Here is a 21,703-nt window from a genome sequence, read left to right on the forward strand (position 1 = left end):
ACACATGATACTTTGCTTCGTGTGATGCATGGGGTCACACTGGGCTCGTCTCCCAAATGGACACGGCGAGCTACCCATGATCATCAGTTTTCGACACAAGGGACTGCGAATTTTTCATGAAACGGGCAACATCCGAGGGATTCAGGCCTCCCACGCAAAGCGCTTGAAGCGGCAACTCCAGTTTCTTGATTGCGCCATGTCTGCGCAAGATTTGAGCGTTCCAGGCTGGCAGTTGCATCCGCTCAAAGGGGAGTTATCGGACTTCTGGTCAGTCAGTGTGTCTGGTAACTGGCGCCTGATCTTTCGCTTCGTGGGTTCGGATGTCGAACTGGTCGATTACCTTGATTACCACTGAAAAGGAGAGCTGAGCATGCCTTTGCACAATCCGCCACATCCAGGCGAAACCTTGCGTGAAGATGTCCTGCCCGCGTTAGGTCTGACGGTGAAAGCCTTCGCATCGCATCTTGGGTTCTCTCGAGAAGCGCTTTCGCGGGTATTGCATGGTCGCGCTGCGATGTCTCCAGACTTGGCAATACGCCTGGAGATGGCTGGAATCAGTACCGCACGGTTGTGGTTGGCCATTCAGGCTGATTACGATATCTGGCAGGCTCGTCACCGACAGCAACCTGTGATTACCCGGTTGTTTCAGGCCGCCTGATATAAAAGTGTGAAACGACCGGGGTAGACTAGGGCATACCCCTTCGGCACGGAGCACACATGGGCATTCGCGGTACTGATCGGCAGATCGACAACATCGAGTTCAATTTCATCTACCCAGGCGGTTATGAGCTGGCGGTGTGGACGGCCCAAGCCTGATGGCCAATCACAAGATCGAAATACGCCGGCGCAATATCGAGAAGATCCTGCAGGCGGCGGAAAAGGTGTTCGCCGAGAAGGGCTACGGCGCCACCTCGATGGGTGATATCGCCGAGCAGGCCGAGCTGCCGCGTTCCAACCTGCATTATTACTTCAGCACCAAGGACGATCTGTTCCGCGCAGTGCTGCAGGACCTGCTGGATGTGTGGAAGCAGGATGCGCTGTGCTTCGAGAACTTCGACGACCCGCGCGTGGTGCTGACCAGTTACATCCGGGCGAAGATGGGCCACTCGCGCTCGCGGCCGCTGGGCTCGAAGATCTGGGCCGAAGAGATGCTGCACGGGGCGCCGGTGTTGGGGGTGAACCTGGATGAAAGCCTGGTGCCCTGGGCCAAGCTGAAGGAAGCCAAGATCCGCCGCTGGGTGGAGGAGGGGCGCATCCTGCCGGTGGAGCCGTCGGCACTTTTGTACATGATCTGGGCCTCGACCCAGCACTATGCCGACTTTGGTTACCAGGTGACGTTGCTCAATGGCGGGGAGGCGTTGTCGGACATGGCCTTTGAAAATGCCGTGCAGACGGTGACCAGCGTGATCTTGCGGGGGATCGGGCTGGAGCCTTGAGGTCGGTGTACGCTGAGCGATTGGGGCCGCTTTGCGGCCCTTCGCGGGCACGCCCGCTCCCACAGGTGTTTCGCTGCCCTCCCAAGCGGCGCGATCCCTGTAGGAGCGGGCGTGCCCGCGAAGGGCTGCAAGGCAGCCCCAATTGCCTCAACTGGCCTCGCGGTAGGGATTACGCGGATCCTGCGTCCAGTTCAGGTACGGCTTGCCGGTATCCTGAGACACCATCTCGATGCAGCTCTCCACCGGGCAGGTGATCTGGCACAGGTTGCAGCCCACGCATTCCTCCTCGATCACGCTGTAGGCATGAGTGCCATCGGCCTTCAGCGTACTGGCAATCGCCTGGTGCGAAGTGTCCTCACAGGCAATGTGGCAGCGCCCACAGCCAATGCATGCTTGCTGGTCGATGTGCGCCACCGACTTGTAGTTCATGTCCAGGTACTTCCAGTCGGTGGTATGCCCCACCGCCTGGCCGCGGAACGCTTCGATGTTGGGGTGCCCGTGCTGGTCCATCCAGCGCGCCAGGCCGTCCTTCATGTCCTCGACGATGCGGAAGCCGTGCAGCATCGCTGCCGTGCACACCTGTACAGCGCCACTGCCCAGGGCCATGAACTCGGCTGCGTCACGCCAACTGCCGATGCCGCCAATTCCACAGATCGGCAAGCCGCGCGTCTGCGGGTCGCGGGCGATTTCCGCGACCATGTTCAGGGCAATCGGCTTCACCGCCGAACCGCAATAACCACCATGGGTGCTCTGGTCGCCAACGATGGGGTGGGCGACCATGCGATCGAGGTCGACGCTGGTTATCGAGTTGATGGTATTGATCAACGACACCGCATCCGCCCCGCCACGGTGCGCGGCGCGGGCCGACTGGCGGATATCGGTGATGTTCGGCGTGAGTTTGACGATCACCGGCAGCGAGCAGTACGTCTTGCACCAGCGGGTGACCATCTCTACGTACTCCGGCACCTGGCCGACCGCCGCGCCCATGCCGCGCTCCGGCATGCCGTGCGGGCAGCCGAAATTCAGTTCGATGCCATCGGCCCCGGTGGCTTCCACCAGCGGCAGTATGAACTTCCACGAGTCTTCCACGCAGGGCACCATCAGCGACACGATCAGTGCGCGGTCGGGCCAGTCCTTCTTCACCTGGGTGATTTCGCGCAGGTTGATGTCCAGTGAGCGGTCGGTGATGAGCTCGATGTTGTTGATGCCCTGCACCTGGCGGTTGGGGCCGTAATGCGCCGAGTAGCGCGACGACACATTGACTGCCGCCGGGTCTTCACCGAGTGTTTTCCACACTACGCCACCCCAGCCGGCCTCGAAGGCGCGGACCACGTTGTAGGCCTTGTCGGTTGGCGGAGCGGAGGCCAGCCAGAAGGGGTTGGGTGCCTTGATGCCGGCAAATTCGATGGACAGGTCGGCCATTTACGCAGCCTCCACGTTGAGCATGAGTTGGGCATGGATGGCTTCGGCGGCCAGCTTGCCGTGTTGCACGGCCTGGACGGTAAGGTCCTGGCCCAGGGCGGTGCAGTCGCCGCCGGCATAGACGCCCGGCAGGCTGGTCTGCATCGTTTCGTCGACGCGGATGCGCTCGCCGTCGCGCGCCAGTTGTGCGGCCACCGGGTCGACGAGGCTGGTGTCGTCGAAGCGTTGGCCGATGGCCTTGAAGATGGCATCGGCAGCCAGTTCGAAGGTTTCGCCGGTGTCGCGCAGGCGGCCGTCTGCCAGCTCGGTGCGGGCAAAGCGCATACCGCGCACCTTGCCGCTGTCGTCCAGCAACACGGCATCGGGGCGGGCCCAGGTATGCAGGCGCACCTGGTTGGCCTTGGCGATGTCCTGCTCGTGGCCGGTGGCGCCCATGTCGGCATGGCCACGGCGGTACACCAGGTTGACGTCGCGGGCACCCAGGCGGCTCATCTGCACGGCCATGTCGATCGCGGTGTTGCCGGCGCCGATCACCAGGCAGCGGTCGGCCAGGGGCAACTGGCTCAGGTCGTCGGCCTGGCGCAGTTCGCGGATGTAGGCGGTGGCGGCGAGCAGGCCGGGGGCTTCTTCATCAGGCAGGCCGAGCTGGCGCACGGCATTCAGGCCGAGGCCGAGGAACACTGCGTCGTACTGATCGCGCAGTTCGCCCAGGCCGAGGTTGCTGCCCAGGCGCTGGCCATGGCGGATCTCGATGCCGCCTATGCCGAGCAGGAATTCCACTTCACGCTGGGCGTAGTCGTCCACCAGCTTGTAGCGGGCGATGCCATACTCGTTGAGGCCACCGGCCTTGTCGCTGGCCTCGAACACCACCACATCATGCCCGTGCATGGCCAGGCGGTGGGCACACGACAGCCCGGCAGGGCCGGCGCCGACCACGGCGATGCGTTTGCCGGTGGCCGGGGAGCGCTGGAACGGGTGCTCGGTGAAGTGGGCGTTGTCCAGAGCATAGCGCTGCAGCTGGCCGATCAGCACCGGTGCGCATTCCTGCGCGTTGTTGCGCACGCAGGCTTGCTGGCAAAGGATTTCGGTGGGGCAGACGCGGGCGCAACTGCCGCCGAGGATGTTGGCCGAGAGGATGCGCTCGGCGGCGCCTTGCAGGTTTTCGTCGCTGATGCGGTGGATGAACGACGGGATGTCGATGTCGCTGGGGCAAGCGTTGACGCAGGGGGCGTCGTAGCAATACAGGCAGCGTGCGCTTTCGACGGCGGCCTGGCGGGCGGTGAGGGGTGGGGCCAGGTCGCTGAAGCGCTCGGCCAGCTGGTCGGCGCCGGCCCGTGGGCGCGGCAAGTGGTTCAGGGCGTCGATCACGGTTGTAGCCTCTCTATTTTTTATGGATGCAGGCGACAAGCATTGCGGTGGTTTCTGGGGCCGCTGCGCGCCCCATCGCGACACAAGGCCGCTCCTACAAGGAACCGCGCACTCCTGTAGGAGCGGCCTTGTGTCGCGATGGGCTGCGCAGCAGCCCCAATGGCCTTAACGCTTCACGGGCGTCGGCCGCTGCACTTCGGCCCTGCGCCCCAGCACTTCATACACCGACGGATACGCCGGCCGTTCCACATACCGCCCCGCGCCTTTTTCCGCGCGCAGGTCGCCATCGGCCCAGAGCACTTTGCCCTGGCTGATGGTATGGCTGGGGATGCCGCGCACGGTACGGCCTTCGAAGATGTTGAAGTCCACCTGCTGGTGGTGGGTCTTGGCCGAGATGGTGCGGGTGCCTTGCGGGTCCCACAGCACCAGGTCGGCGTCGGCACCAACACGAATGGCACCCTTGCGAGGGAAAAGGTTGAAGATTTTCGCGGTGTTGGTGGAGGTCAGCGCAACGAACTCATGCATCGACAGGCGCCCGTTGTTGACCCCGGCATCCCACAGCACCGCCATGCGGTCCTCGATGCCGGCAGTGCCGTTGGGGATACGGCTGAAATCGTCGCGCCCCATGGCTTTCTGCTCGGCGCAGAAGCAGCAGTGGTCGGTGGCGGTGGTGTGCAGGTTGCCCGATTGCAGCCCGCGCCACAGCGCCTCCTGGTGTTCACGCGGACGGAACGGGGGACTCATCACGTAGCCTGCGGCGGTGGCCCAGTCAGGGTCACGGTAGACGCTGTCATCCAGCAGCAGATGGCCGGGCAGGACTTCGCCGTAGACCGGCTGGCCCTTGCCTCTGGCATAGGCGATTTCATCCAGCGCTTCGCGGCTGGAAACGTGCACCAGATACAGTGGTGTGCCCAGCGTCTCGGCAATGCGGATGGCTCGGCTGGCCGCTTCACCCTCGACCTGGGATGGGCGTGACAGCGGGTGGGCTTCCGGCCCGGTCAGGCCCTGGGCCAGCAGTTTTTTTTGCAGGTGGTACACCAGCTCGCCGTTCTCGGCATGCACGGTGGGCACCGCACCCAGTTGCAGGCAGCGCTCGAAGCTGGCCACCAGGGTGTCGTCGGCGGCCATGATCGCATTCTTGTAGGCCATGAAGTGCTTGAAGCTGTTCACCCCATGTTTGGCCACCAGTTCGCCCATCTCTTCGGCTACCTGCTCGCTCCACCAGGTGATGGCGACATGGAAGCCGTAGTCGCTGGCGCTTTTCTGCGCCCAGCCGCGCCAGGTGTGGAAGGCCTCAAGCAACGACTGCTGCGGGTTGGGGATGACGAAGTCGATGATCGAGGTGGTGCCACCGGCCAGGCCCGCGGCGGTGCCGCTGAAGAAATCCTCGCTGGCCACCGTGCCCATGAACGGCAGCTGCATGTGGGTGTGCGGGTCGATGCCGCCGGGCATCAGGTACTGGCCACTGCCGTCGAGGATCTGGCAGTCGGTGGGCGGTTCGAGGTTTTGCCCAATGGCACGGATCAGGCCATCGGCACACAGGACATCAGCGGGGTAACTCTCTTCGTGGGTGACCACGGTGGCGCCACGGATCAACAGAGACATGCCGTTTTCCTCGCAGGCTGACCGGTCTGGGCCGGTTCTTGGAGTTTTCTTGATGCAGGGCGGGCAGGGCGGTTAATCCTGTCAGGCCTGACAAGATTCGAGGCTAGATGCTGATCCGCGATTCGGCAAGAAAATTTTCCCATTAATTTTGTGGTTTTTAAGTAATTGAAATTAAAGGGTTAATTTAATTATTGGCGCTGGCTGCGTAGCTTTCTGATGCTTTGACTTACTTGACAAGATGAAAATCTGGTCGAGATTTTCAAGCACATGAACCGTGAGTACTCCGGCCATCGCATCAGCCCGATGGGCAACAACTAGAAGAAAATCTGGAGAGAGCCCCCATGCAGCAGAGCAGATCGGAAGTGGTCGAGCGCGATGGCCTGTTCGAGCTGTCCGAAGGTAGCGATGTCCTCGACAGCCCGCGCTACAACCACGACATCGCCCCAACCAAGGTGCACCAGCGCACCTGGAACAAATGGCACATCACCGCCCTGTGGGTGGGCATGTCCATCTGCGTGCCCACCTACACCCTCGGTGGCGTGCTGACCGCCTACTTCGGCCTCAGCGTGGGCGAGGCCTTGCTGGCTATTCTGCTGGCCAACCTGATCGTGCTGATCCCGCTCACCCTCAACGCCTTCCCTGGCACCAAGTATGGCATTCCGTTCCCGGTGCTGCTGCGTTCGTCGTTCGGCATACTCGGCTCAAACGTGCCATGCCTGATCCGGGCGGTGGTCGCCTGTGGCTGGTTCGGCATCCAGACCATGTTCGGTGGCCTGGCCATCCACCTGTTCCTTGGCTCGGTGTTCGACGGCTGGAAGGCCCTGGGCGGCACCGGCGAGGTGATCGGCTTCATGATCTTCTGGTGCCTGAACCTGTGGGTGGTGCTGCGTGGCGCCGAGTCGATCAAGTGGCTCGAAACGCTGTCGGCACCGCTGCTGGTGGCGGTCGGCGTCGGCCTGCTGTTCTGGGCCTTGCCGCACATGTCGATGACCGAACTGCTGGCCCAGCCGCCCAAGCGCCCGGAAGGGGCGAACATGCTCGGCTACTTCTGCGCCGGGCTTACCGCCATGGTCGGCTTCTGGGCCACGCTATCGCTGAACATCCCCGACTTCAGCCGCTACGCCCGCAGCCAGAAGGACCAGATTCTCGGGCAGATCTTCGGCTTGCCGCTGACCATGTTCCTGTTCGCCTCGCTGGGCGTGGTGCTGACTGCTGCCTCGGCATCGCTGGTTGGCGAGACCGTGTCCGACCCGGTCAGCCTGATCGGCAAGATCCACAGCCCGTTCTGGGTGGCCCTGGCCATGGCGCTGATCGTGATCGCTACGCTGTCGACCAATACTGCAGCGAATATCGTGTCGCCGACCAACGACTTCCAGAACATCGCCCCACGCCTGATCGGGCGCAGCCGAGCGGTGTGGTTGACCGGTTTCATCGGCCTGGCGCTGATGGGCCATGAGTTGCTGAAGAAGCTGGGCTGGATTGTCTCCGACCTGAGCCTGGAGAGCGTGTACTCCAACTGGCTGCTGGGCTATTCGAGCCTGCTGGGGCCGATCGCCGGGATCATGGTGGTGGACTACTTCCTGATCCGCCGGCAGGAGCTGGACCTGGCCGGGCTGTACCGTGACGACGTGTACCCGGCATGGAACTGGGCCGGTTTTGCCGCCTTTGCGTTGCCGGTGGCGCTGACCGTCATGGCGATTGGCAACAGCAGTTTCAGCTGGTTCTACGACTACGGTTGGTTCACCGGTTCGCTGCTGGGTGGGGCGCTGTATTACCTCTTGGCCCGCGTGGTCGCGCGCAGCCCGGCGCGGGTGGTCAAGCCTTTGCCGTGAGACCGCGCCGGCTTCTTCGCGGGTAAACCCGCTCCCACAGGTACAGCGCAGGTCCTGAGGCCAACGCTGTACCTGTGGGAGTGGGTTTACCCGCGAAGAGGCCGGCACAGACAACAAAAATGCCTGAGGAAAATCCCATGACCCCAGCCCAACAAGTACTGCAATCCACCCAGCACCACATCGACAGCACCCGCCTGTGGCAGTCCCTGATGGACCTGGCCCGCCTCGGTGCTACCGCCAAGGGCGGCGTGTGCCGCCTGGCCCTGACCGACCTCGACCGCCAGGCCCGCGACCTGTTCGTGCAGTGGTGCGAGGCCGCCGGTTGCACGGTCACCATCGACGCCGTCGGCAACATCTTCGCCCGTCGCCCTGGGCGTAACCCCAAGCTGCCCCCGGTGATGACCGGCAGCCATATCGACACCCAGCCCACCGGTGGCAAGTTCGACGGTTGCTTCGGGGTGATGGCCGGGCTGGAGGTAATTCGTACCCTCAACGATCTCGGCGCGGAAACCGAAGCACCGCTGGAAGTTGTGGTGTGGACCAACGAGGAAGGCTCGCGCTTTGCGCCGTGCATGATGGGTTCCGGGGTGTTCGCCGGCAAGTTCACGCTGGAGGAAACCCTGGCCAAGCGCGATGCCCAGGGTGTCAGCGTTGGCGAGGCGTTGAACGCCATCGGCTACGCCGGCCCGCGTGCTGTATCAGGCCACCCGGTGGGGGCCTATTTCGAAGCGCATATCGAGCAAGGCCCGATCCTCGAAGATCAGGCCAAGACCATCGGCGTGGTGCTGGGCGCGCTGGGCCAGAAGTGGTTCGACCTGACCTTGCGCGGTGTCGAGGCCCACGCCGGCCCTACGCCCATGCACCTGCGCAAGGACGCCCTGGTCGGCGCGGCGGCAGTGGTGGAGGCAGTCAACCTCACCGCCCTCGGCCACCAGCCCCATGCCTGTGGGACGGTGGGGTGCCTGCAGGCCTACCCGGGCTCGCGCAACGTGATCCCGGGCGAAGTGCGCATGACCCTGGATTTCCGCCACCTGGAGGGTGAGCAGCTGAATGCGATGATTGCCGATGTGCGTGCGGTGATCGAGGCGACCTGTGCCAGGCATGGCCTGAGCCACGAATTGGTGCCTACGGCTGATTTCCCGGCGTTGTACTTCGATAAAGGGTGTGTCGATGCCGTGCGCAAATCGGCGCAGGCGCTGGGCCTGCCGCACATGGACATCGTCAGCGGCGCGGGGCACGACGCGATCTTCCTGGCCGAACTGGGGCCAGCGGGGATGATATTCGTGCCTTGCGAGAACGGTATCAGCCATAACGAGATCGAGAACGCCACGCCCGAGGACCTGGCTGCGGGCTGCGCAGTGTTGCTGCGCGCGATGCTGGCGGCGTCGGAGGCGATTGCCAGTGGGCGGTTGGCGGCATAGTGGAGCGGCGGGTTGTGGCGAGCACCTGCGAATCTCCACAATTCATCCCGCGGGCTCAAGACAGCCATCGCGCCCGATGTGATAGCGCTGCAGGTCCTGCGCCAGGGTAAGCTGCCCGCTGTAGTGGGCGAGGGCTTCGTCGCGCACATCGTCGATGCTCGGGCTGCGCCGTGGGTCGTGCTGGTAGCGGGCGCTGAAATGCGTCAGCACCAAGTTGCGCACGCCCGCAGTTTCGGCAAAGCGCGCCACCGCAGCTGCGGTGCTGTGGCCGAAGGTGACCCCCGTGCGCTCGACCACCGCCTGGGTGAACGTGGCCTCGTGCACCAGCACGTCCGCGCCCTGGGCGGCGTCGGCCAACAGCTCGGGGTTGTCGTTGTCGCCGCACACGATCACCCGCCGCGGCGGGCGCGAAGGGCGCAGGTAATCCTTGCCGTGCAGCCGCCGACCGCCATGCTGCACCGTCAAACCCTTGGCCAGCTCGCCCCACAGCGGGCCGCGGGGGATACCTTCGGCTTCCAGGCGCGGGATGTTCAGTCGCGGTTCGGGGTTGAGCTCGGTGAACACGAAGCCGACGCTCGGCACCCGGTGCGACAGCTGCACGCTGGTCACTTCCAGGGCGTCACTGTGCCATTCCACCAGCTCCTCCACGGCCAGCAGGCGCAGTTCGAACGGCAGGAAGGTATCGCTGGCCACCAGCCCCTGGCGCACCCAGTCGTGCAGGGCGGCCGGCAGGACAAGGTCCAGCGGCTGGGTGCGCCCGCTCATGCCGGCGCTGGCCAGCAGGCCCGGCAGGCCGAAGCAATGGTCGCCGTGCACGTGGGTGATGAAGATGGCGCGCAAGTCGCGGATCGACAGCGGCGTATGCAGCAGCCGGTGCTGGGTGCCTTCGCCGCAGTCGATCAGATACCAGTGGCTGCCACTGGCCTCGATCACTGCGGTACCGCTCACATTGCGTGCCTTGGTCGGCACGCCGGCGGAGGTGCCCAGGAACAGCAAATCCATGGTCTGGCTCCTTGTTTCAGCCCAGCAGTAACGTCTGCACCAGCCAGCCGATGGGTGTCGGGCGGATGCAAGGTGCTGGTGGCGGCGCGGTACTCAACGGGCTCGTTCCTTCGAGGTAGCAAGGGCGCACACCTTAGCCGGATTGCCGCATGTCGTCGATGGCCCGCCAGGTCTTGCCTACTCGGCCTGCCGCCAGATGAGCTTGCTGGTGTCATAGCCTTGCTCCCGGGCGATCGTCAGCAGTTGCTCGCGCATCTGGTCCGTGACTGCAGGCGTGCGTGAAAGCAGCCACAGGTATTCGCGGTTCGGGTGGCCGACCAAGGCTACGCGGTAGTCCTGGTCGTGGTACAGCACCCAGTACTCGCCCTTGGTAAGGCCGGGCGCGAGGCGGCTGAACCAGTTGTCGAAGCGCACCCAGAGCTTGTCGGTGCTGCCCGGTTGCTGGGCTTCGGCGATGCCCTTGGCCTGGTTCCACTGGCCGTCCTTTTCCTGGCAGCGGTTGGTCACCTCGAGGCGACCATCCTCTCGCAGGCCATACTGCGCCTCGGACTGCACGCAGTTGCGCTGGAAGAACATCGGCAGCCGCGCGAGTTCGTACCAGGTGCCCTGGTAACGTTGCAGGTCGACCTGCTGGGTACGCGGCGGTGCCGGGTGATCGTTGCCGGCGCAGCCGAGCAGGGCCAAGGTCATGCAGGAAAGCAGCAACGTGGTGCGTAGCGCCATGGTGAACCTCCTTGATACGGACGGGGCTTACTTGGGTTTCGATGCGAGCGAGAGGCAAAAGTTGTACAGGATTATGCCTTTCAGAACGAACCGGTCTGCACTTCGCCTGCACGCACGTAACGGGCGATGAGCACGCCCGTGGGCGAAACCTGCGAATGCTGCAGTGTGAAGGCCGCCGCTGCCGCATCGTCGCCGAACAGGCGCTTGCCGTGGCCGAGCAGCAACGGGTGGATCAGCAGTTGCAGTTCATCGACCAGGCCCGCCGCCAGCAGTTGCTGCACCAGATCGCTGCTGCCCTGGGTCAGCAGGTTGGCGCCGTCCTGTTGTTTCAGCGCGTGGACCGCTGCGGTGATGTCTGCGCCCAGGGCATGGCTGTTGTGCCAGTCGAGGGTTGCGGGGGTGTGGGTGGCCACGTGCTTGGGCACGCTGTTGAACAGGTTGGCGATGGAGAAGTCTTCCGAGCTGTCTATTACCTTTGGCCAGTAGCCGGCGAAGATGTCGTAGGTGCGCCGGCCCAACAGCAGTTCGAAGGGCTGGCTGAACAGGGCTTGCATGGCTTGGCCGAAGACTTCCTCGGCGTAAGGTACGATCCAGCCGCCGTAGGTGAAGCCGCCGCTGGTGTCTTCCTGCGGGCCGCCGGGGGCCTGCATGACACCGTCGAGGCTGATGAAGGCGGCTACGATGAGTTTGCGCATGGGGACTCTCCTGTGTGCAGCCGGGGTGGCTGGGGGCATGGGATAGTCGAATGGCAGGCAGCAGAATCGACAGGGCTGTTTGAGTGGTCTGCACTGGTCCTTTCGCGGGTAAACCCGCTCCCACATGATCACCACAGTTTCGAAGGCTGTGCAGTACCTGTGGGAGCGGGTTCACCCGCGAAGAGGCCGGCGCAGGCTACCTCAAAGCCAGTAGGTCACCGCCCACCACCCCAGCCCACCCATCACTACGGTATAGGGCAAGGCCATCCACACCATTCGCCCATACGACAGCCGGATCAGCGGCGCAATCGCCGAAGTCAGCAGGAACAGGAACGCCGCCTGCCCATTCGGCGTCGCCACGCTCGGCAGGTTGGTGCCGGTGTTGATCGCCACCGCCAGCGTCTCGAAATGCTCGCGGCTCATGCTGCCATTGAGGAACGCCTGCTTCACCTCGGTGATGTAGATGGTGGCAACGAACACGTTGTCGCTGATCGCCGACAGCAGGCCGTTGGCCAGGTACAGCATGCCCGGTTGCTGCTCGGCCGGCAGCGCCAGCACCCAGGCAATCAACGGGCTGAACAGTTGCTGCTGATGAATCACTGCCACCACGGCGAAGAACACCACCAGCAAAGCGGTGAACGGCATGGCGTCCTGGAAGGCACGGCCCAGGCGATGTTCGTCGGTAATGCCGGTGAATGCCGTGATCAGCACGATCACCATCAGGCCGATCAGGCCGACCTCGGCAACGTGCAGCCCCAGGCAGACGATCAGGATCAGTGCGGCGAACCCTTGCACCCACAGTGCGATGCGCTGGGCAGTGGTGCGTGCAGCATCGTCCTCCGCGGCGTAGGCGGCCAGTACCTGACGCACCGGCTCGGGCATCAACGTGCCGTAGCCGAACAGGCGCAGCTTCTCCAGCAGCACGCAGGTCAGCAGGCCGGCGCCCAGCACCGGCAGTGACACCGGTGCCACCTTCAGGAAGAAATCGGCAAAGTGCCAGCCCATCTCATGGCCGATCAGCAGGTTCTGCGGCTCGCCCACCAGCGTGCACACGCCGCCCAGGGCGGTACCCACCGCGCCATGCATCAGCAGGCTGCGCAGGAAGGCGCGGAACTGGTCGAGGTCTTCACGGTGCAACTGTGCGACCTGCTGGTCGCTGTCCAGCGAACTGTCTTCGCGCGGGTTGGCCCCGGAGGCGACGCGGTGGTACACCGCATAGAAACCGACCGCGGCGCTGATGATCACGGCGGTCACGGTCAGCGCATCGAGAAACGCCGAGAGGAATGCCGACAGCACGCAGAACAGCAACGCCAGGATCGCCTTCGAACGCACCCCCAGCAGGATGCGCGAGAACAGGAACAGCAGCAGTTCCTTCATGAAGTGGATGCCCGCGACCATGAACATCAGCAGCAGGATCACCGGGAAGTTGTGCTGCAACTCTTCGTACAGGGCTTGCGGGGTAGTCATCTGCAACAGCAGGGCTTCGACCAGCAGCAGGCCGCCAGGCATGAGCGGGTAGCACTTCAGGGCCATGCCCAGGGTGAAGATGAATTCGAGCACCAGTGCCCAGCCGGCAGCGACCGGGCCGACGGTCACCAGCAGCAGTGGGTTGAGCACCAGGAATAGGCAGATGACTGCCTTGTACCAAAGCGGCGACTGGCCCAGAAAGCTGTGGGCGAGGGCGCCGGTCAGGGAGCGCGACATGAATTTGTATCCTTATGATTCGGCGATGGCGCACGGTGCCGGATCAGCGCGTCTTAGGCAAGGCGTAAAGTCCCGTTTTTGGCACAAGTGCGGTCATCGGGCTGGGTTAACATCCGGGCCATGAACCCTTTATCCGCAGGAGTGCCGCCCGTGACCGAGTACAGCGCATTCAAGGTCGAACTGACCAACAGCATCGCCCACGTTCAGATCAACCGCCCGGACAAGCGCAATGCGATGAACGCGGCCTTCTGGGAGGAGATCATCGACATCTTCCGGTGGGTCGACGACACCGACGCGGTGCGGGCGGTTGTGATCAGCGGTGCCGGCAAGCATTTTTCCGCCGGTATCGACCTGATGATGCTGGCTTCGCTGGCCGGGCAGATGGGCAAGGACGTGGGTCGTAACGCGCGCTTCCTGCGCAGCACCATCTTGCGCCTGCAGGCGTCGTTCAATGCCGTGGACAAATGCCGCAAGCCGGTACTGGCCGCGGTGCAGGGTTACTGCATTGGCGGCGCCATCGACCTCATCTCGGCTTGCGACATGCGCTACTGCAGCAGCGACGCGCAGTTCTCGATCAAGGAAATCGACATGGGCATGGCCGCCGATGTCGGCACACTGCAACGTTTGCCTCGTATCATCGGTGACGGCATGATGCGTGAGCTGGCTTTCACCGGGCGCAATGTCGAGGCCGAAGAGGCGCTGCGCATCGGCCTGGTCAACCGGGTTTATGATGATCAGGCCGCGCTGATGGACGGGGTCTTTGCCATCGCTGGCGAGATTGCCGCAAAATCGCCGATCGCCGTGGCCGGCACCAAGGAAATGCTCAGCTACATGCGTGACCATCGCATCGATGATGGCCTGGAGTACATCGCCACCTGGAACGCCGCGATGCTGCAGTCCGAAGACCTGCGCGTGGCGGTGGCGGCGCACATGAGCAAACAGAAACCGACGTTCGCCGACTGATCAGGCCGGGGGACGCGCAGTAAGGGAACCCCCGACATGTCAGCACGCTGGACTACCGCAGTACTCGACCCGCAGATCACCGGGGGGCTGGCCGTGGCCCGCAGCCCGGAAGGGTTCCTGGTGGACGACAACGGCGCGCTGTTCCCTCGCGACTGGCTCAAGCGCCAGGACCTCGACGTACTGTGCGAGCATGGCATCGGCCACTTCGACGGCCAGCCGGTGTTCCTGCTGGAGCTGCGCAGCGCCACCGATGTGCCCGGCTGCTCCTGGCGCGGCCTTCGCGCGTTCATGCTCGAAGGTGATTCCGACACATACAAAGTGCTGGGCTATGCCGCGCAGATCGGCACCTGGGCCCGCGAGCACCGATTCTGCGGCAGCTGTGGCCAGGCGATGACGCAAATTCGCTGGGAACGGGCAATGTACTGCCAGCCGTGCGACCTGCGCAGCTACCCACGCATTTCGCCAAGCATGATCGTGCTGGTGACCCGTGGCGACGAAATCCTGCTGGCGCGTTCGCCACGCTTCGTCACCGGGGTGTACAGCACACTGGCAGGCTTTGCCGAGCCGGGCGAGTCGGCCGAGGACTGCCTGGTGCGCGAAGTGCGTGAAGAAGTGGCGGTGGAGGTGCAGAACATCCAGTACATCGGCAGCCAGTGCTGGCCGTTCCCCCACTCGATGATGCTGGGCTTTCACGCCGAATACGCTGGCGGCGAGATCGTCATGCAGCCGGACGAGATCGAGGACGCCAAGTGGTTCAGCGTTCACGACCTGCCGCCGCTGCCGGCCGGGCGGTCCATCGCCCGGTATCTGATCGACCTGTATGTTGCACGGCGGCTGGGCTGTGATATCCCTGCTTTCCCGTCCTAGCTGCAGTGAGAAATGTTCTCCGACTAGGCGCAGGGCGCAGGCAATGGTCATTCCATTGCCAAGTCCTGCAACGACGGCGGAGGACATTTCTCGCGCAGATAGGGCGGGAAAGCAGGGGTATCACAGCCCATCAGGCTTGGCCGAACCAGTGCTGCCACGCTAGGCGCACGGTCAATGCCAGCACCACGGTGATGAACACCGGGCGGATGAACTTGCTGCCGCCACTGATCGCCGTGCGTGCGCCGAAGAAGGCGCCAACCATCACCGACAGGCCCATGCACAGGCCGACGATGTAGTCCACCTGCCCGGAAATGATGAACACCGTCAGCGCTGCGATGTTGCTGACGAAATTCATGCTGCGCGCCACGCCGCTGGCACGGACCAGGTCGATGGGGTAGAGCAACAGGGTGCTGACCGTCCAGAACGCCCCGGTGCCCGGGCCGGCCACGCCGTCATAGAAGCCCAGGGTGAAGCCTTGCGGCATTTGCCACTTCTTCTTGATGGGTGCATCGGCATCGAGCGGCGCCTTGGGCGTGCCACCGAACAGCAGATAGACGCCACAGGCGAAGACGATTACCGGCAGCATTTTGTTCAGCCATTCGGCCGGCATGTAGTGGGCGATCACTGCACCGAGCAAAGCGCCGACCAAAGTGGCGAACAATGCCGGGCGCCACTGCGCCGGGTGGAACAGTTTGCGCCTGTAGTAGGTGAAGCTGGCGGTGGCCGAGCCGAAGGTAGAGCTGAGCTTGTTGGTGCCCAGTACCAGGTGCGGCGGCATGCCCGCGGTGAGTAACGCCGGGGTGGTGAGCAAGCCGCCACCGCCGGCGATGGCATCGATGAAACCGGCGACGAAGGCGACCAGGGCCAGGATCAGCAAGGTGAGGGGTTCTACGGTGAGTTCGAAGGGCATGGGAGGCTTCAGGCTGGAGGGTCGGTTTGCGGCTAATGGAGAAATAAACGGGCATGATAATCCCACGTCCCCAAGGCTGACAGTGTTTCCGGCCGCTCACTTGTTTCAAACCAACCCTGCAGGGGTATCTAGGTACCACGTATCGCTGATCTGGCAGTTGTAGGGCGTGATACCTCAGGTGACGACTGACTGCTCGAATTCATTGTAGTGGGTTCATGTGACGCCAAGTTGCTCAGTAGGGTTCTGTACTCAAGGATTTTTGCCTCTAGGGCTATGTAATTAAGCTGCTCGTCCATGTACAGGTATTTTTCGTAGTTAAAGTCATGAGTGATGGGGCCTTCAATGTTGCCATGCTTTAAGCGCCAGTTGCGGACTGCTGTATCCTTGAGATCGCTGAACATGGCATCACCCTTCGGAAGCTTGTAAATCGCCTTGAGGGTTTCTATGGTTACGTTCTCGTCATCAATGACAGCGGAATACTTTTCGAGATTCGGATTCTCGGTAATTGCTTCCCTTGCTTTATTGATGTAGTGGATTCTGGGTTTTTTTACAACTTTATTCTTTACGTTATTCCATGCTTTCCTGGCGCGACGCAACATATGCCCTGAAGGGTCGTGATGGTTCACGGGGTCTCCCAAGCAATAGGCGTAGGCGTTATGTGTGTGTTTCTTAAACGGGCTGAGGCTGTCCGCTGAGTAAAATCGCGCCAGTTTAGTACTAAAGGCACGATAGCCGTTGCCAAGGAGGTAGCAGTTTGTGACGCTATCGTAACGTTGTCCAGTGAAGCCCATCATATGAGCTGTGGGGCTGTATCCGTAAGCGGTGTAGGCCAGGTTGTGAGTGCCTTCGCGATGAGAACGGTTGATTATGGAGCTCTGAGCGTCTGCCGCCAGTAGTAGTGTCTCGGTCGAGCGTTGCGCTAGAGAAAGGTTTGAGATTGAAAAGACTGTGACGGAACGATCGCTGCCGATCTCCAAAGACAGTTGGCCATTCTTGTAGAATAAACGCTGCTTCCTGTTCTGTGCCATGGTCAGCCTACTGGTGCGAGAAGTACTGAATTTAAATTACCTTCATGCAAAATAGACAGGCGCGCAACTGGCAGTTTTGCCAGTTGCATACACTCATGAAATAAGTATGTTGACAGTGCCGGCCCTTTCACGGGCTCGCCCGCGAAGAGGCCGGTGCAGGCGACTACATCAGCTACGTATGAACGCCAGCAAATCCGCATTGATCACATCGGCATGGGTGGTCGGCATGCCATGCGGGTAGCCTTTGTAAGTCTTCAACGCGCCATTGGGCAGCAGCTTCGCCGACAGCACTCCGGAGTTCTCATACGGCACGATCTGGTCATCATCGCCGTGCATCACCAGCACAGGTTGCTGGATGCCCTTCAGGTCCTCGGTAAAATCGGTCTGGGAAAATGCCACGATGCCATCGTAATGGGCCTTGGCGCTGCCGATCATGCCCTGGCGCCACCAGTTACCAATGATGCCCTCACTCGCTTCTACACCAGGGCGGTTGTAGCCGTAGAACGGCCCGGCGGGCACATCCCGGTAGAACTGCGCACGGTTGCTGGCGACCTGGGCCTGAAAACCGTCGAACACCGATTTGGGCAGGCCACCAGGATTGCCGGGCGTCTGCACCATCAATGGCGGTACGGCGGCGATCAGCACGGCCTTGGCCACCTTGTCTTCAGGGTGCCGGGCCATGTAGCGCACCACTTCACCGCCACCGGTCGAGTGGCCGACATGCACGGCGCCCTGGATGCCCAGGTGAGCGACGACCGCCGCCACATCGTCGGCGTAATGGTCCATGTCGTGGCCGTCCCATACCTGACTGGAGCGGCCATGGCCGCGGCGGTCGTGGGCGACCACGCGGTAACCATGGGCGAGGAAGAACAGCAACTGGGCATCCCAGTCGTCGGCGCTGAGAGGCCAACCGTGATGGAAGTGGATAACCGGTGCATCGCGCGGGCCCCAGTCCTTGTAGAAGATCTGTACGCCGTCCTTCGTGGTTACATAGCTCATGGTCGGTCTCCTGTGTGCAGGAAGCGAAGGGAGCTATTGAGAATAGGAGGGATTTTGCCTGGTACTGGAATTTATGGAGCACTTCCGGCCCTGCTCGCTCCTACAACGGGCTGTGTCAACCGATCAGACGCGGTCGCGCATCCGGTACCAGGCTTTGGCCGCTGCTTCCAGCGGTGCTGCCAGCAGGTCGCCGCCGGGGAAGCGGCCGTTGTCGATGCCTTGGTACAGCGCCAGCAGGTCGTCGTCGCCAATAATGGCATCGCTGACCGCCCGCGCCGCCGCCAGTGTAGGTAGTACACCGTGGCCCGAGAACCCCTGCAGCCAGTAGCGCTGGCCCTCGCGACCGACATCCGGGGTGCGCTGGATGCTGCAGTCGATATGGCCGCCCCAGGCATAGTCGATGGCTACGCCGGCCAGTTGCGGGAACACTCGCTCCAGGTAGGGGCGGGTGGCGCTTGCGACGTCCTTGGGAATACCGCCCAGGTAGGTGCAGCCGCCGCCGAACAGCAGGCGATGGTCCGGGGTGAGGCGGAAATAGTCGGGCACGAACTGGTTGTCGATCACGCAACTGTTGCGCGGCAGTAGCGACTGGGCGAAGTCGGCATCCAGCGGTGCGGTGGCTACCTGATAGGAGCCAACCGGCAATAGGCGGCGCGACAGATTGCGGTCGAGGCGGTCGATGTAGGCGTTGCAGGCCAGCACCAGCACTTGGCAGCGTACTTCGCCGCGGTCGGTACGGGCCACATAGCCGTCGCCGGCTTTCTGGTAGTTGAGCACCTGGCTCTGTTCGTAGATCCGCCCGCCAGCCGCCTCGATGGTGCTGGCCAGGCCCTGAGCCAGCTTCAGCGGGTTGAGATGGGCGCCTTTGGCGTCGTATAGCGCGGCCTGGTAGCGCGGGCTGTCGATCCATTGAGGCAGCTCGTCGCGGCCGATCAGGCGCAGGGCGTCGTAGCCCCATTTGTGTTCGGCCTCATGCAGGGCTTCTTCCAGCATCTTTACCCGGCGCGGCAGTACGGCGGTCCACAGGCTGCCCAGCCGGTAGTCGATGTCGAAGCCGTGGCGCTCGGGCAGTTCGCGCATTTCATCGGCGGCCCAGCACATGCTGGCCCACAGGCGTTGGGTGCGTTCGGTGCCCAAGGCCTTTTCCAGCGGCGGCATGTCGCACGACCAGCCGAGCAGTGCCTGGCCGCCGTTGCGGCCGGACGCGGCCCAGGCCACGCGGCTGGCTTCCAGCAGTGTTACGCGCTTGCCGGCCTGGGCCAGGCGCAAGGCGGTGTGCAGGCCGCTGAAGCCGGCGCCGATGATCAGGACCTCGGTGTCGTGGCTGCCTTGCAGGGTAGGGTGCAGGGGAATGCTGGCGGGGTAGGTCTGGGCGTAGTAGCTGGCGACGTGCTGGGCGGATTGTTTGAACATGCAGGGGTCTCATGAAAATTATTGTGTCTATTTTCATGAAAACTTAGCAGGTAAATTTCATGGAGCCAATGAATTGGCCGGGTTTGTGGTTTACCTCGGGTTGTTGTGTTGCCTGTCCAGGCCCTTTCGCGGGTAAACCCGCTCCCACAGAGTCATCAACGGTCTCGAGGTCGGCGCTGTAACTGTGGGAGCGGGTTTACCCGCGAAGGGGCCTGACCTGAGAGTGCAAAATCTTCAGGTTGTCGCCTTTTTTCGAGGCTGTCTTGGCTTGCCTGCGGCCGCTTTGCCTTTCCCGCCACCCCTCCGCTTTTTCTTCCACGGCGGCGCAGCCCCGGCTGCCGGCCCGCTGATGGTCATGCGCATGCCGCTGCACCGTTCGACCAGCTTGCCCATCCATGCCGACTGCCGGGCGACGAACTCTTCCAGCGTCATCTCGCCACTCTGCACCATGTCCAGCGCCTGCTCCCAGATAGCTGTGGTACCAGGGTCGGCAATGGCGCGAGGTACGGCGTCGATCAGGCTGAAGGCCGCAGGGGTGGCGGATAGCGCCTTGCCGTTCTTCACCAGGTAGCCGCGGTCAAGCAGGCCCTGGATGATGCTGGCGCGGGTGGCTTCGGTGCCGATACCGGTGGTTTCCTTGAGCTTCTGCTTCAGCCGCGGGTCGTCCACCAGCTTGGCCACGTTCTTCATTGCCTTGATCAGGTCGCCTTCGGTAAACGGCTTGGGCGGCTGGGTCCACAGGTCTTTCAGTTGCAGGCCCTGCACCGTGCAGTCCTGGCCTTCGCGCAGCGCCGGCAGCACCTGGGCCGGTGGTGCCTCGCGGCCTTTGGCCGGGGTCAGCGCCTCGGGCAGCGCACGGCGCCAGCCTGGTTCGACGATCTGCTTGCCTACGGCACGCAGGGCATGGCCGGCGCAGTCGAAGTCGGCCTGGGTGCGGTCGTACTCATGGTTGGGCAGGAACTGCGCCAGGTAGCGGGCGCGGATCAGGGTGTACACCGCCTTGTGCTTGGCCGGCAGGCGCGACGGGTCGCTGGCGGCGGCAGTGGGGATGATGCCGTGGTGGGCGCTGACCTTGGCGTCGTTCCACGCCCGTGAGCGGCGTTGCGGCTCCAGGTAGGGCTGCAGCGGCGCCAGGCTGGCATCGGAACGTTGCAGGGCGGCGAGGATGGCTGGCGCTTCGGCGTGCTGGCTTTGCGGCAGGTAGCCGCAGTCGCTGCGCGGGTAGGTGATCAGCTTGTGGGTTTCGTACAGGGCCTGGGCGATGTCGAGGGTTTCCTGGGCGCCGAGGCCGAACTTTTTCGAGCACAGCTCCTGCAGGGTGCCAAGGTCGAAGGGCAGGGGTGCCGCTTCACGCACGCGTTCGGTGGTCACCTTCACGGCCCGGGCAGTACCCGCATTGCCGATGTCGGCGGCAGCCTGCTGCGCAAGGGCCTGGTTCAGGCAGCGGCCCTGGTCGTCGCAGGCGTCATCGGGGGCGCGCCACTGGGCGTTGAAGCCAAAGCCTGCGTGTTCGAGCTGCACGTCGATGGCCCAGAACGGTACCGGCACAAAGTCGGCGATGCTGCGGTCTCGGTCGACCACCAGGCGCAAGGTGGGCGTTTGCACCCGACCCACCGGCAGCACGCCCTGATAGCCCGACTGGCGGCCCAGCAGGGTAAACAGCCGGCTCATGTTCATGCCGATCAGCCAGTCTGCGCGCGAACGGCCCAGCGCCGAGTGGTACAGGTTGAAGGTTTCGTGGCCCGGCAGCAGCCGCGCCAGGGCCTTGCGAATGGAAGCGTCGTCCAGTGCCGACAGCCACAGGCGCTGCACCGGGCCGCGGTAGCGGCAATGCTCGACCAGTTCGCGGGCGATCATTTCGCCTTCGCGGTCGGCGTCGGTGGCGATTACCAGTTCGCGTGCTTCGCCGAGCAGGCGCTTGACTGCCTTGAACTGGCTGGCGGTCTTGGGCTTGACCAGCATTTTCCACTTTTCCGGGATGATCGGCAGGTCGGCCAGGTTCCAGCGCTTGTAGCGTTCGTCATAGCTGTCGGGCGGGGCGGTTTCCAGCAGGTGGCCGATGCACCAGGTCACGCAGACGTCGGTGCCTTGCCAGCAGCCATCGCCCTTGCGGCTGGCGCCGAGCACTTTGGCGATGTCTTTTGCCTGGGAGGGTTTTTCGCAGAGGAACAGGCGCATGGCCGGGGACGCTTCATCGGGGGTGATGGGCGATAGGATGCGCAAGCGAGGGCGCGGAGGCAAGTTTTATCTGGATGGATGTACAGGTTTTTTGTCAGAGGGGATGTCTTGGCTGTGCCGGCCTCTTCGCGGGTGAA

19 protein-coding genes are annotated in these 21,703 nt (G+C 63.2%); 7 read left to right on the forward strand and 12 right to left on the reverse strand.

The annotated features are described in order from the left end of the window. Positions 1-76 precede the first annotated feature (76 nt). From RR51_RS08140 to RR51_RS08150, 3 genes are all read left to right on the forward strand, one after another. Positions 77-355 (forward strand): type II toxin-antitoxin system RelE/ParE family toxin, encoded by a 279-nt coding sequence (locus RR51_RS08140; RefSeq protein WP_039613156.1) that lies wholly within the window; start codon positions 77-79, stop codon positions 353-355. Positions 356-370: 15 nt separating this feature from the next. Continuing rightward, positions 371-658: a HigA family addiction module antitoxin gene (locus RR51_RS08145; RefSeq protein ID WP_025339798.1), complete on the forward strand. Its 288-nt coding sequence runs from the start codon at positions 371-373 to the stop codon at positions 656-658. A 157-nt stretch (positions 659-815) separates the two neighbouring features. After that, positions 816-1,436 carry a TetR/AcrR family transcriptional regulator gene (locus RR51_RS08150; RefSeq protein ID WP_015270992.1) on the forward strand — a complete coding sequence of 207 codons (621 nt, stop codon included), beginning with the start codon at positions 816-818 and terminating at the stop codon, positions 1,434-1,436. A 147-nt stretch (positions 1,437-1,583) separates the two neighbouring features. Here RR51_RS08150 and preA read toward each other — a convergent pair whose 3' ends face one another. The 3 genes from preA to hydA all read right to left on the reverse strand — a co-directional run bounded on the left by preA (position 1,584) and on the right by hydA (position 5,831). Further along, positions 1,584-2,858: an NAD-dependent dihydropyrimidine dehydrogenase subunit PreA gene (preA, locus tag RR51_RS08155; protein ID WP_039613157.1), complete on the reverse strand. Its 1,275-nt coding sequence runs from the start codon at positions 2,856-2,858 to the stop codon at positions 1,584-1,586. Next, a complete protein-coding gene (locus RR51_RS08160; RefSeq protein WP_039613158.1) occupies positions 2,859-4,226 on the reverse strand; it encodes an NAD(P)-dependent oxidoreductase in 1,368 nt (455 codons plus the stop codon). It lies immediately after the preceding gene. Positions 4,227-4,391: 165 nt separating this feature from the next. Then, positions 4,392-5,831, reverse strand: a complete 1,440-nt coding sequence (hydA, locus tag RR51_RS08165; RefSeq protein ID WP_039613159.1) for a dihydropyrimidinase — start codon at positions 5,829-5,831, stop codon at positions 4,392-4,394. 341 nt (positions 5,832-6,172) lie between these two features. Between hydA and RR51_RS08170 the strand changes: the two genes are divergently transcribed. Continuing rightward, positions 6,173-7,663 (forward strand): NCS1 family nucleobase:cation symporter-1, encoded by a 1,491-nt coding sequence (locus RR51_RS08170; RefSeq protein WP_013973311.1) that lies wholly within the window; start codon positions 6,173-6,175, stop codon positions 7,661-7,663. 137 nt (positions 7,664-7,800) lie between these two features. Next, on the forward strand, positions 7,801-9,084 hold the full coding sequence (locus RR51_RS08175; protein ID WP_039613160.1) for a Zn-dependent hydrolase: 1,284 nt from the start codon (positions 7,801-7,803) through the stop codon (positions 9,082-9,084). 42 nt (positions 9,085-9,126) lie between these two features. Here the strand turns inward: RR51_RS08175 and RR51_RS08180 are convergent, their stop codons facing one another. The 4 genes from RR51_RS08180 to nhaB form a co-directional block, all read right to left on the reverse strand. Next, a complete protein-coding gene (locus RR51_RS08180; RefSeq protein ID WP_039613161.1) occupies positions 9,127-10,086 on the reverse strand; it encodes a ribonuclease Z in 960 nt (319 codons plus the stop codon). A 177-nt stretch (positions 10,087-10,263) separates the two neighbouring features. Then, positions 10,264-10,809 (reverse strand): lipocalin family protein, encoded by a 546-nt coding sequence (locus RR51_RS08185; protein WP_039613162.1) that lies wholly within the window; start codon positions 10,807-10,809, stop codon positions 10,264-10,266. A gap of 80 nt (positions 10,810-10,889) precedes the next feature. After that, positions 10,890-11,504 carry a dihydrofolate reductase family protein gene (locus RR51_RS08190; RefSeq protein WP_039613163.1) on the reverse strand — a complete coding sequence of 205 codons (615 nt, stop codon included), beginning with the start codon at positions 11,502-11,504 and terminating at the stop codon, positions 10,890-10,892. A gap of 201 nt (positions 11,505-11,705) precedes the next feature. After that, complete coding sequence (gene nhaB, locus RR51_RS08195; protein WP_039613164.1) at positions 11,706-13,208, reverse strand: sodium/proton antiporter NhaB; 1,503 nt, start codon at positions 13,206-13,208, stop codon at positions 11,706-11,708. A gap of 150 nt (positions 13,209-13,358) precedes the next feature. Here nhaB and RR51_RS08200 point away from each other — a divergent pair, with 150 nt between their 5' ends. Together RR51_RS08200 and nudC are read left to right on the forward strand one after the other, a co-directional pair. Next, positions 13,359-14,171: a crotonase/enoyl-CoA hydratase family protein gene (locus tag RR51_RS08200; protein ID WP_039613165.1), complete on the forward strand. Its 813-nt coding sequence runs from the start codon at positions 13,359-13,361 to the stop codon at positions 14,169-14,171. Between the two features lie 36 nt (positions 14,172-14,207). Continuing rightward, positions 14,208-15,038, forward strand: coding sequence for an NAD(+) diphosphatase (gene nudC, locus RR51_RS08205; RefSeq protein ID WP_013973304.1), 831 nt, complete (start codon positions 14,208-14,210; stop codon positions 15,036-15,038). Between the two features lie 130 nt (positions 15,039-15,168). On the opposite strand, the gene RR51_RS08210 is transcribed toward nudC, so the two are convergent. The 5 genes from RR51_RS08210 to RR51_RS08230 all read right to left on the reverse strand — a co-directional run bounded on the left by RR51_RS08210 (position 15,169) and on the right by RR51_RS08230 (position 21,566). Further along, a complete protein-coding gene (locus RR51_RS08210; RefSeq protein ID WP_039613166.1) occupies positions 15,169-15,948 on the reverse strand; it encodes a TSUP family transporter in 780 nt (259 codons plus the stop codon). 128 nt (positions 15,949-16,076) lie between these two features. Further along, complete coding sequence (locus tag RR51_RS08215) at positions 16,077-16,976, reverse strand: RHS repeat-associated core domain-containing protein (RefSeq protein WP_039613167.1); 900 nt, start codon at positions 16,974-16,976, stop codon at positions 16,077-16,079. A gap of 168 nt (positions 16,977-17,144) precedes the next feature. Then, positions 17,145-17,975: an alpha/beta fold hydrolase gene (locus tag RR51_RS08220; protein WP_039613168.1), complete on the reverse strand. Its 831-nt coding sequence runs from the start codon at positions 17,973-17,975 to the stop codon at positions 17,145-17,147. A gap of 123 nt (positions 17,976-18,098) precedes the next feature. Continuing rightward, the gene (locus RR51_RS08225; RefSeq protein ID WP_039613169.1) at positions 18,099-19,388 is read right to left on the reverse strand and encodes an NAD(P)/FAD-dependent oxidoreductase; all 1,290 of its coding nucleotides are present in this window, start codon (positions 19,386-19,388) and stop codon (positions 18,099-18,101) included. A 234-nt stretch (positions 19,389-19,622) separates the two neighbouring features. Further along, positions 19,623-21,566, reverse strand: coding sequence for a DNA topoisomerase III (locus RR51_RS08230; protein WP_039613170.1), 1,944 nt, complete (start codon positions 21,564-21,566; stop codon positions 19,623-19,625). Between the last annotated feature and the right edge of the window lie 137 nt (positions 21,567-21,703).

The sequence above is a fragment of the Pseudomonas sp. C5pp genome (assembly GCF_000814065.1).
Classification (GTDB): domain Bacteria; phylum Pseudomonadota; class Gammaproteobacteria; order Pseudomonadales; family Pseudomonadaceae; genus Aquipseudomonas; species Aquipseudomonas asiatica.

What these genes read in the sequence shown, in the direction of transcription:
- RR51_RS08140 (WP_039613156.1), top strand. Translation starts at nt 77, where the DNA reads ATGATCATCAGTTTTCGACACAAGGGACTGCGAATTTTTCATGAAACG.
- RR51_RS08175 (WP_039613160.1), top strand. Translation starts at nt 7,801, where the DNA reads ATGACCCCAGCCCAACAAGTACTGCAATCCACCCAGCACCACATCGAC.
- preA (WP_039613157.1), bottom strand. Translation starts at nt 2,858, where the DNA reads ATGGCCGACCTGTCCATCGAATTTGCCGGCATCAAGGCACCCAACCCC.
- RR51_RS08220 (WP_039613168.1), bottom strand. Translation starts at nt 17,975, where the DNA reads ATGAGCTATGTAACCACGAAGGACGGCGTACAGATCTTCTACAAGGAC.
- RR51_RS08215 (WP_039613167.1), bottom strand. Translation starts at nt 16,976, where the DNA reads ATGGCACAGAACAGGAAGCAGCGTTTATTCTACAAGAATGGCCAACTG.
- nhaB (WP_039613164.1), bottom strand. Translation starts at nt 13,208, where the DNA reads ATGTCGCGCTCCCTGACCGGCGCCCTCGCCCACAGCTTTCTGGGCCAG.
- RR51_RS08170 (WP_013973311.1), top strand. Translation starts at nt 6,173, where the DNA reads ATGCAGCAGAGCAGATCGGAAGTGGTCGAGCGCGATGGCCTGTTCGAG.
- RR51_RS08180 (WP_039613161.1), bottom strand. Translation starts at nt 10,086, where the DNA reads ATGGATTTGCTGTTCCTGGGCACCTCCGCCGGCGTGCCGACCAAGGCA.
- RR51_RS08150 (WP_015270992.1), top strand. Translation starts at nt 816, where the DNA reads ATGGCCAATCACAAGATCGAAATACGCCGGCGCAATATCGAGAAGATC.
- RR51_RS08185 (WP_039613162.1), bottom strand. Translation starts at nt 10,809, where the DNA reads ATGGCGCTACGCACCACGTTGCTGCTTTCCTGCATGACCTTGGCCCTG.
- RR51_RS08225 (WP_039613169.1), bottom strand. Translation starts at nt 19,388, where the DNA reads ATGTTCAAACAATCCGCCCAGCACGTCGCCAGCTACTACGCCCAGACC.
- nudC (WP_013973304.1), top strand. Translation starts at nt 14,208, where the DNA reads ATGTCAGCACGCTGGACTACCGCAGTACTCGACCCGCAGATCACCGGG.
- RR51_RS08145 (WP_025339798.1), top strand. Translation starts at nt 371, where the DNA reads ATGCCTTTGCACAATCCGCCACATCCAGGCGAAACCTTGCGTGAAGAT.
- RR51_RS08190 (WP_039613163.1), bottom strand. Translation starts at nt 11,504, where the DNA reads ATGCGCAAACTCATCGTAGCCGCCTTCATCAGCCTCGACGGTGTCATG.
- hydA (WP_039613159.1), bottom strand. Translation starts at nt 5,831, where the DNA reads ATGTCTCTGTTGATCCGTGGCGCCACCGTGGTCACCCACGAAGAGAGT.
- RR51_RS08210 (WP_039613166.1), bottom strand. Translation starts at nt 15,948, where the DNA reads ATGCCCTTCGAACTCACCGTAGAACCCCTCACCTTGCTGATCCTGGCC.
- RR51_RS08230 (WP_039613170.1), bottom strand. Translation starts at nt 21,566, where the DNA reads ATGCGCCTGTTCCTCTGCGAAAAACCCTCCCAGGCAAAAGACATCGCC.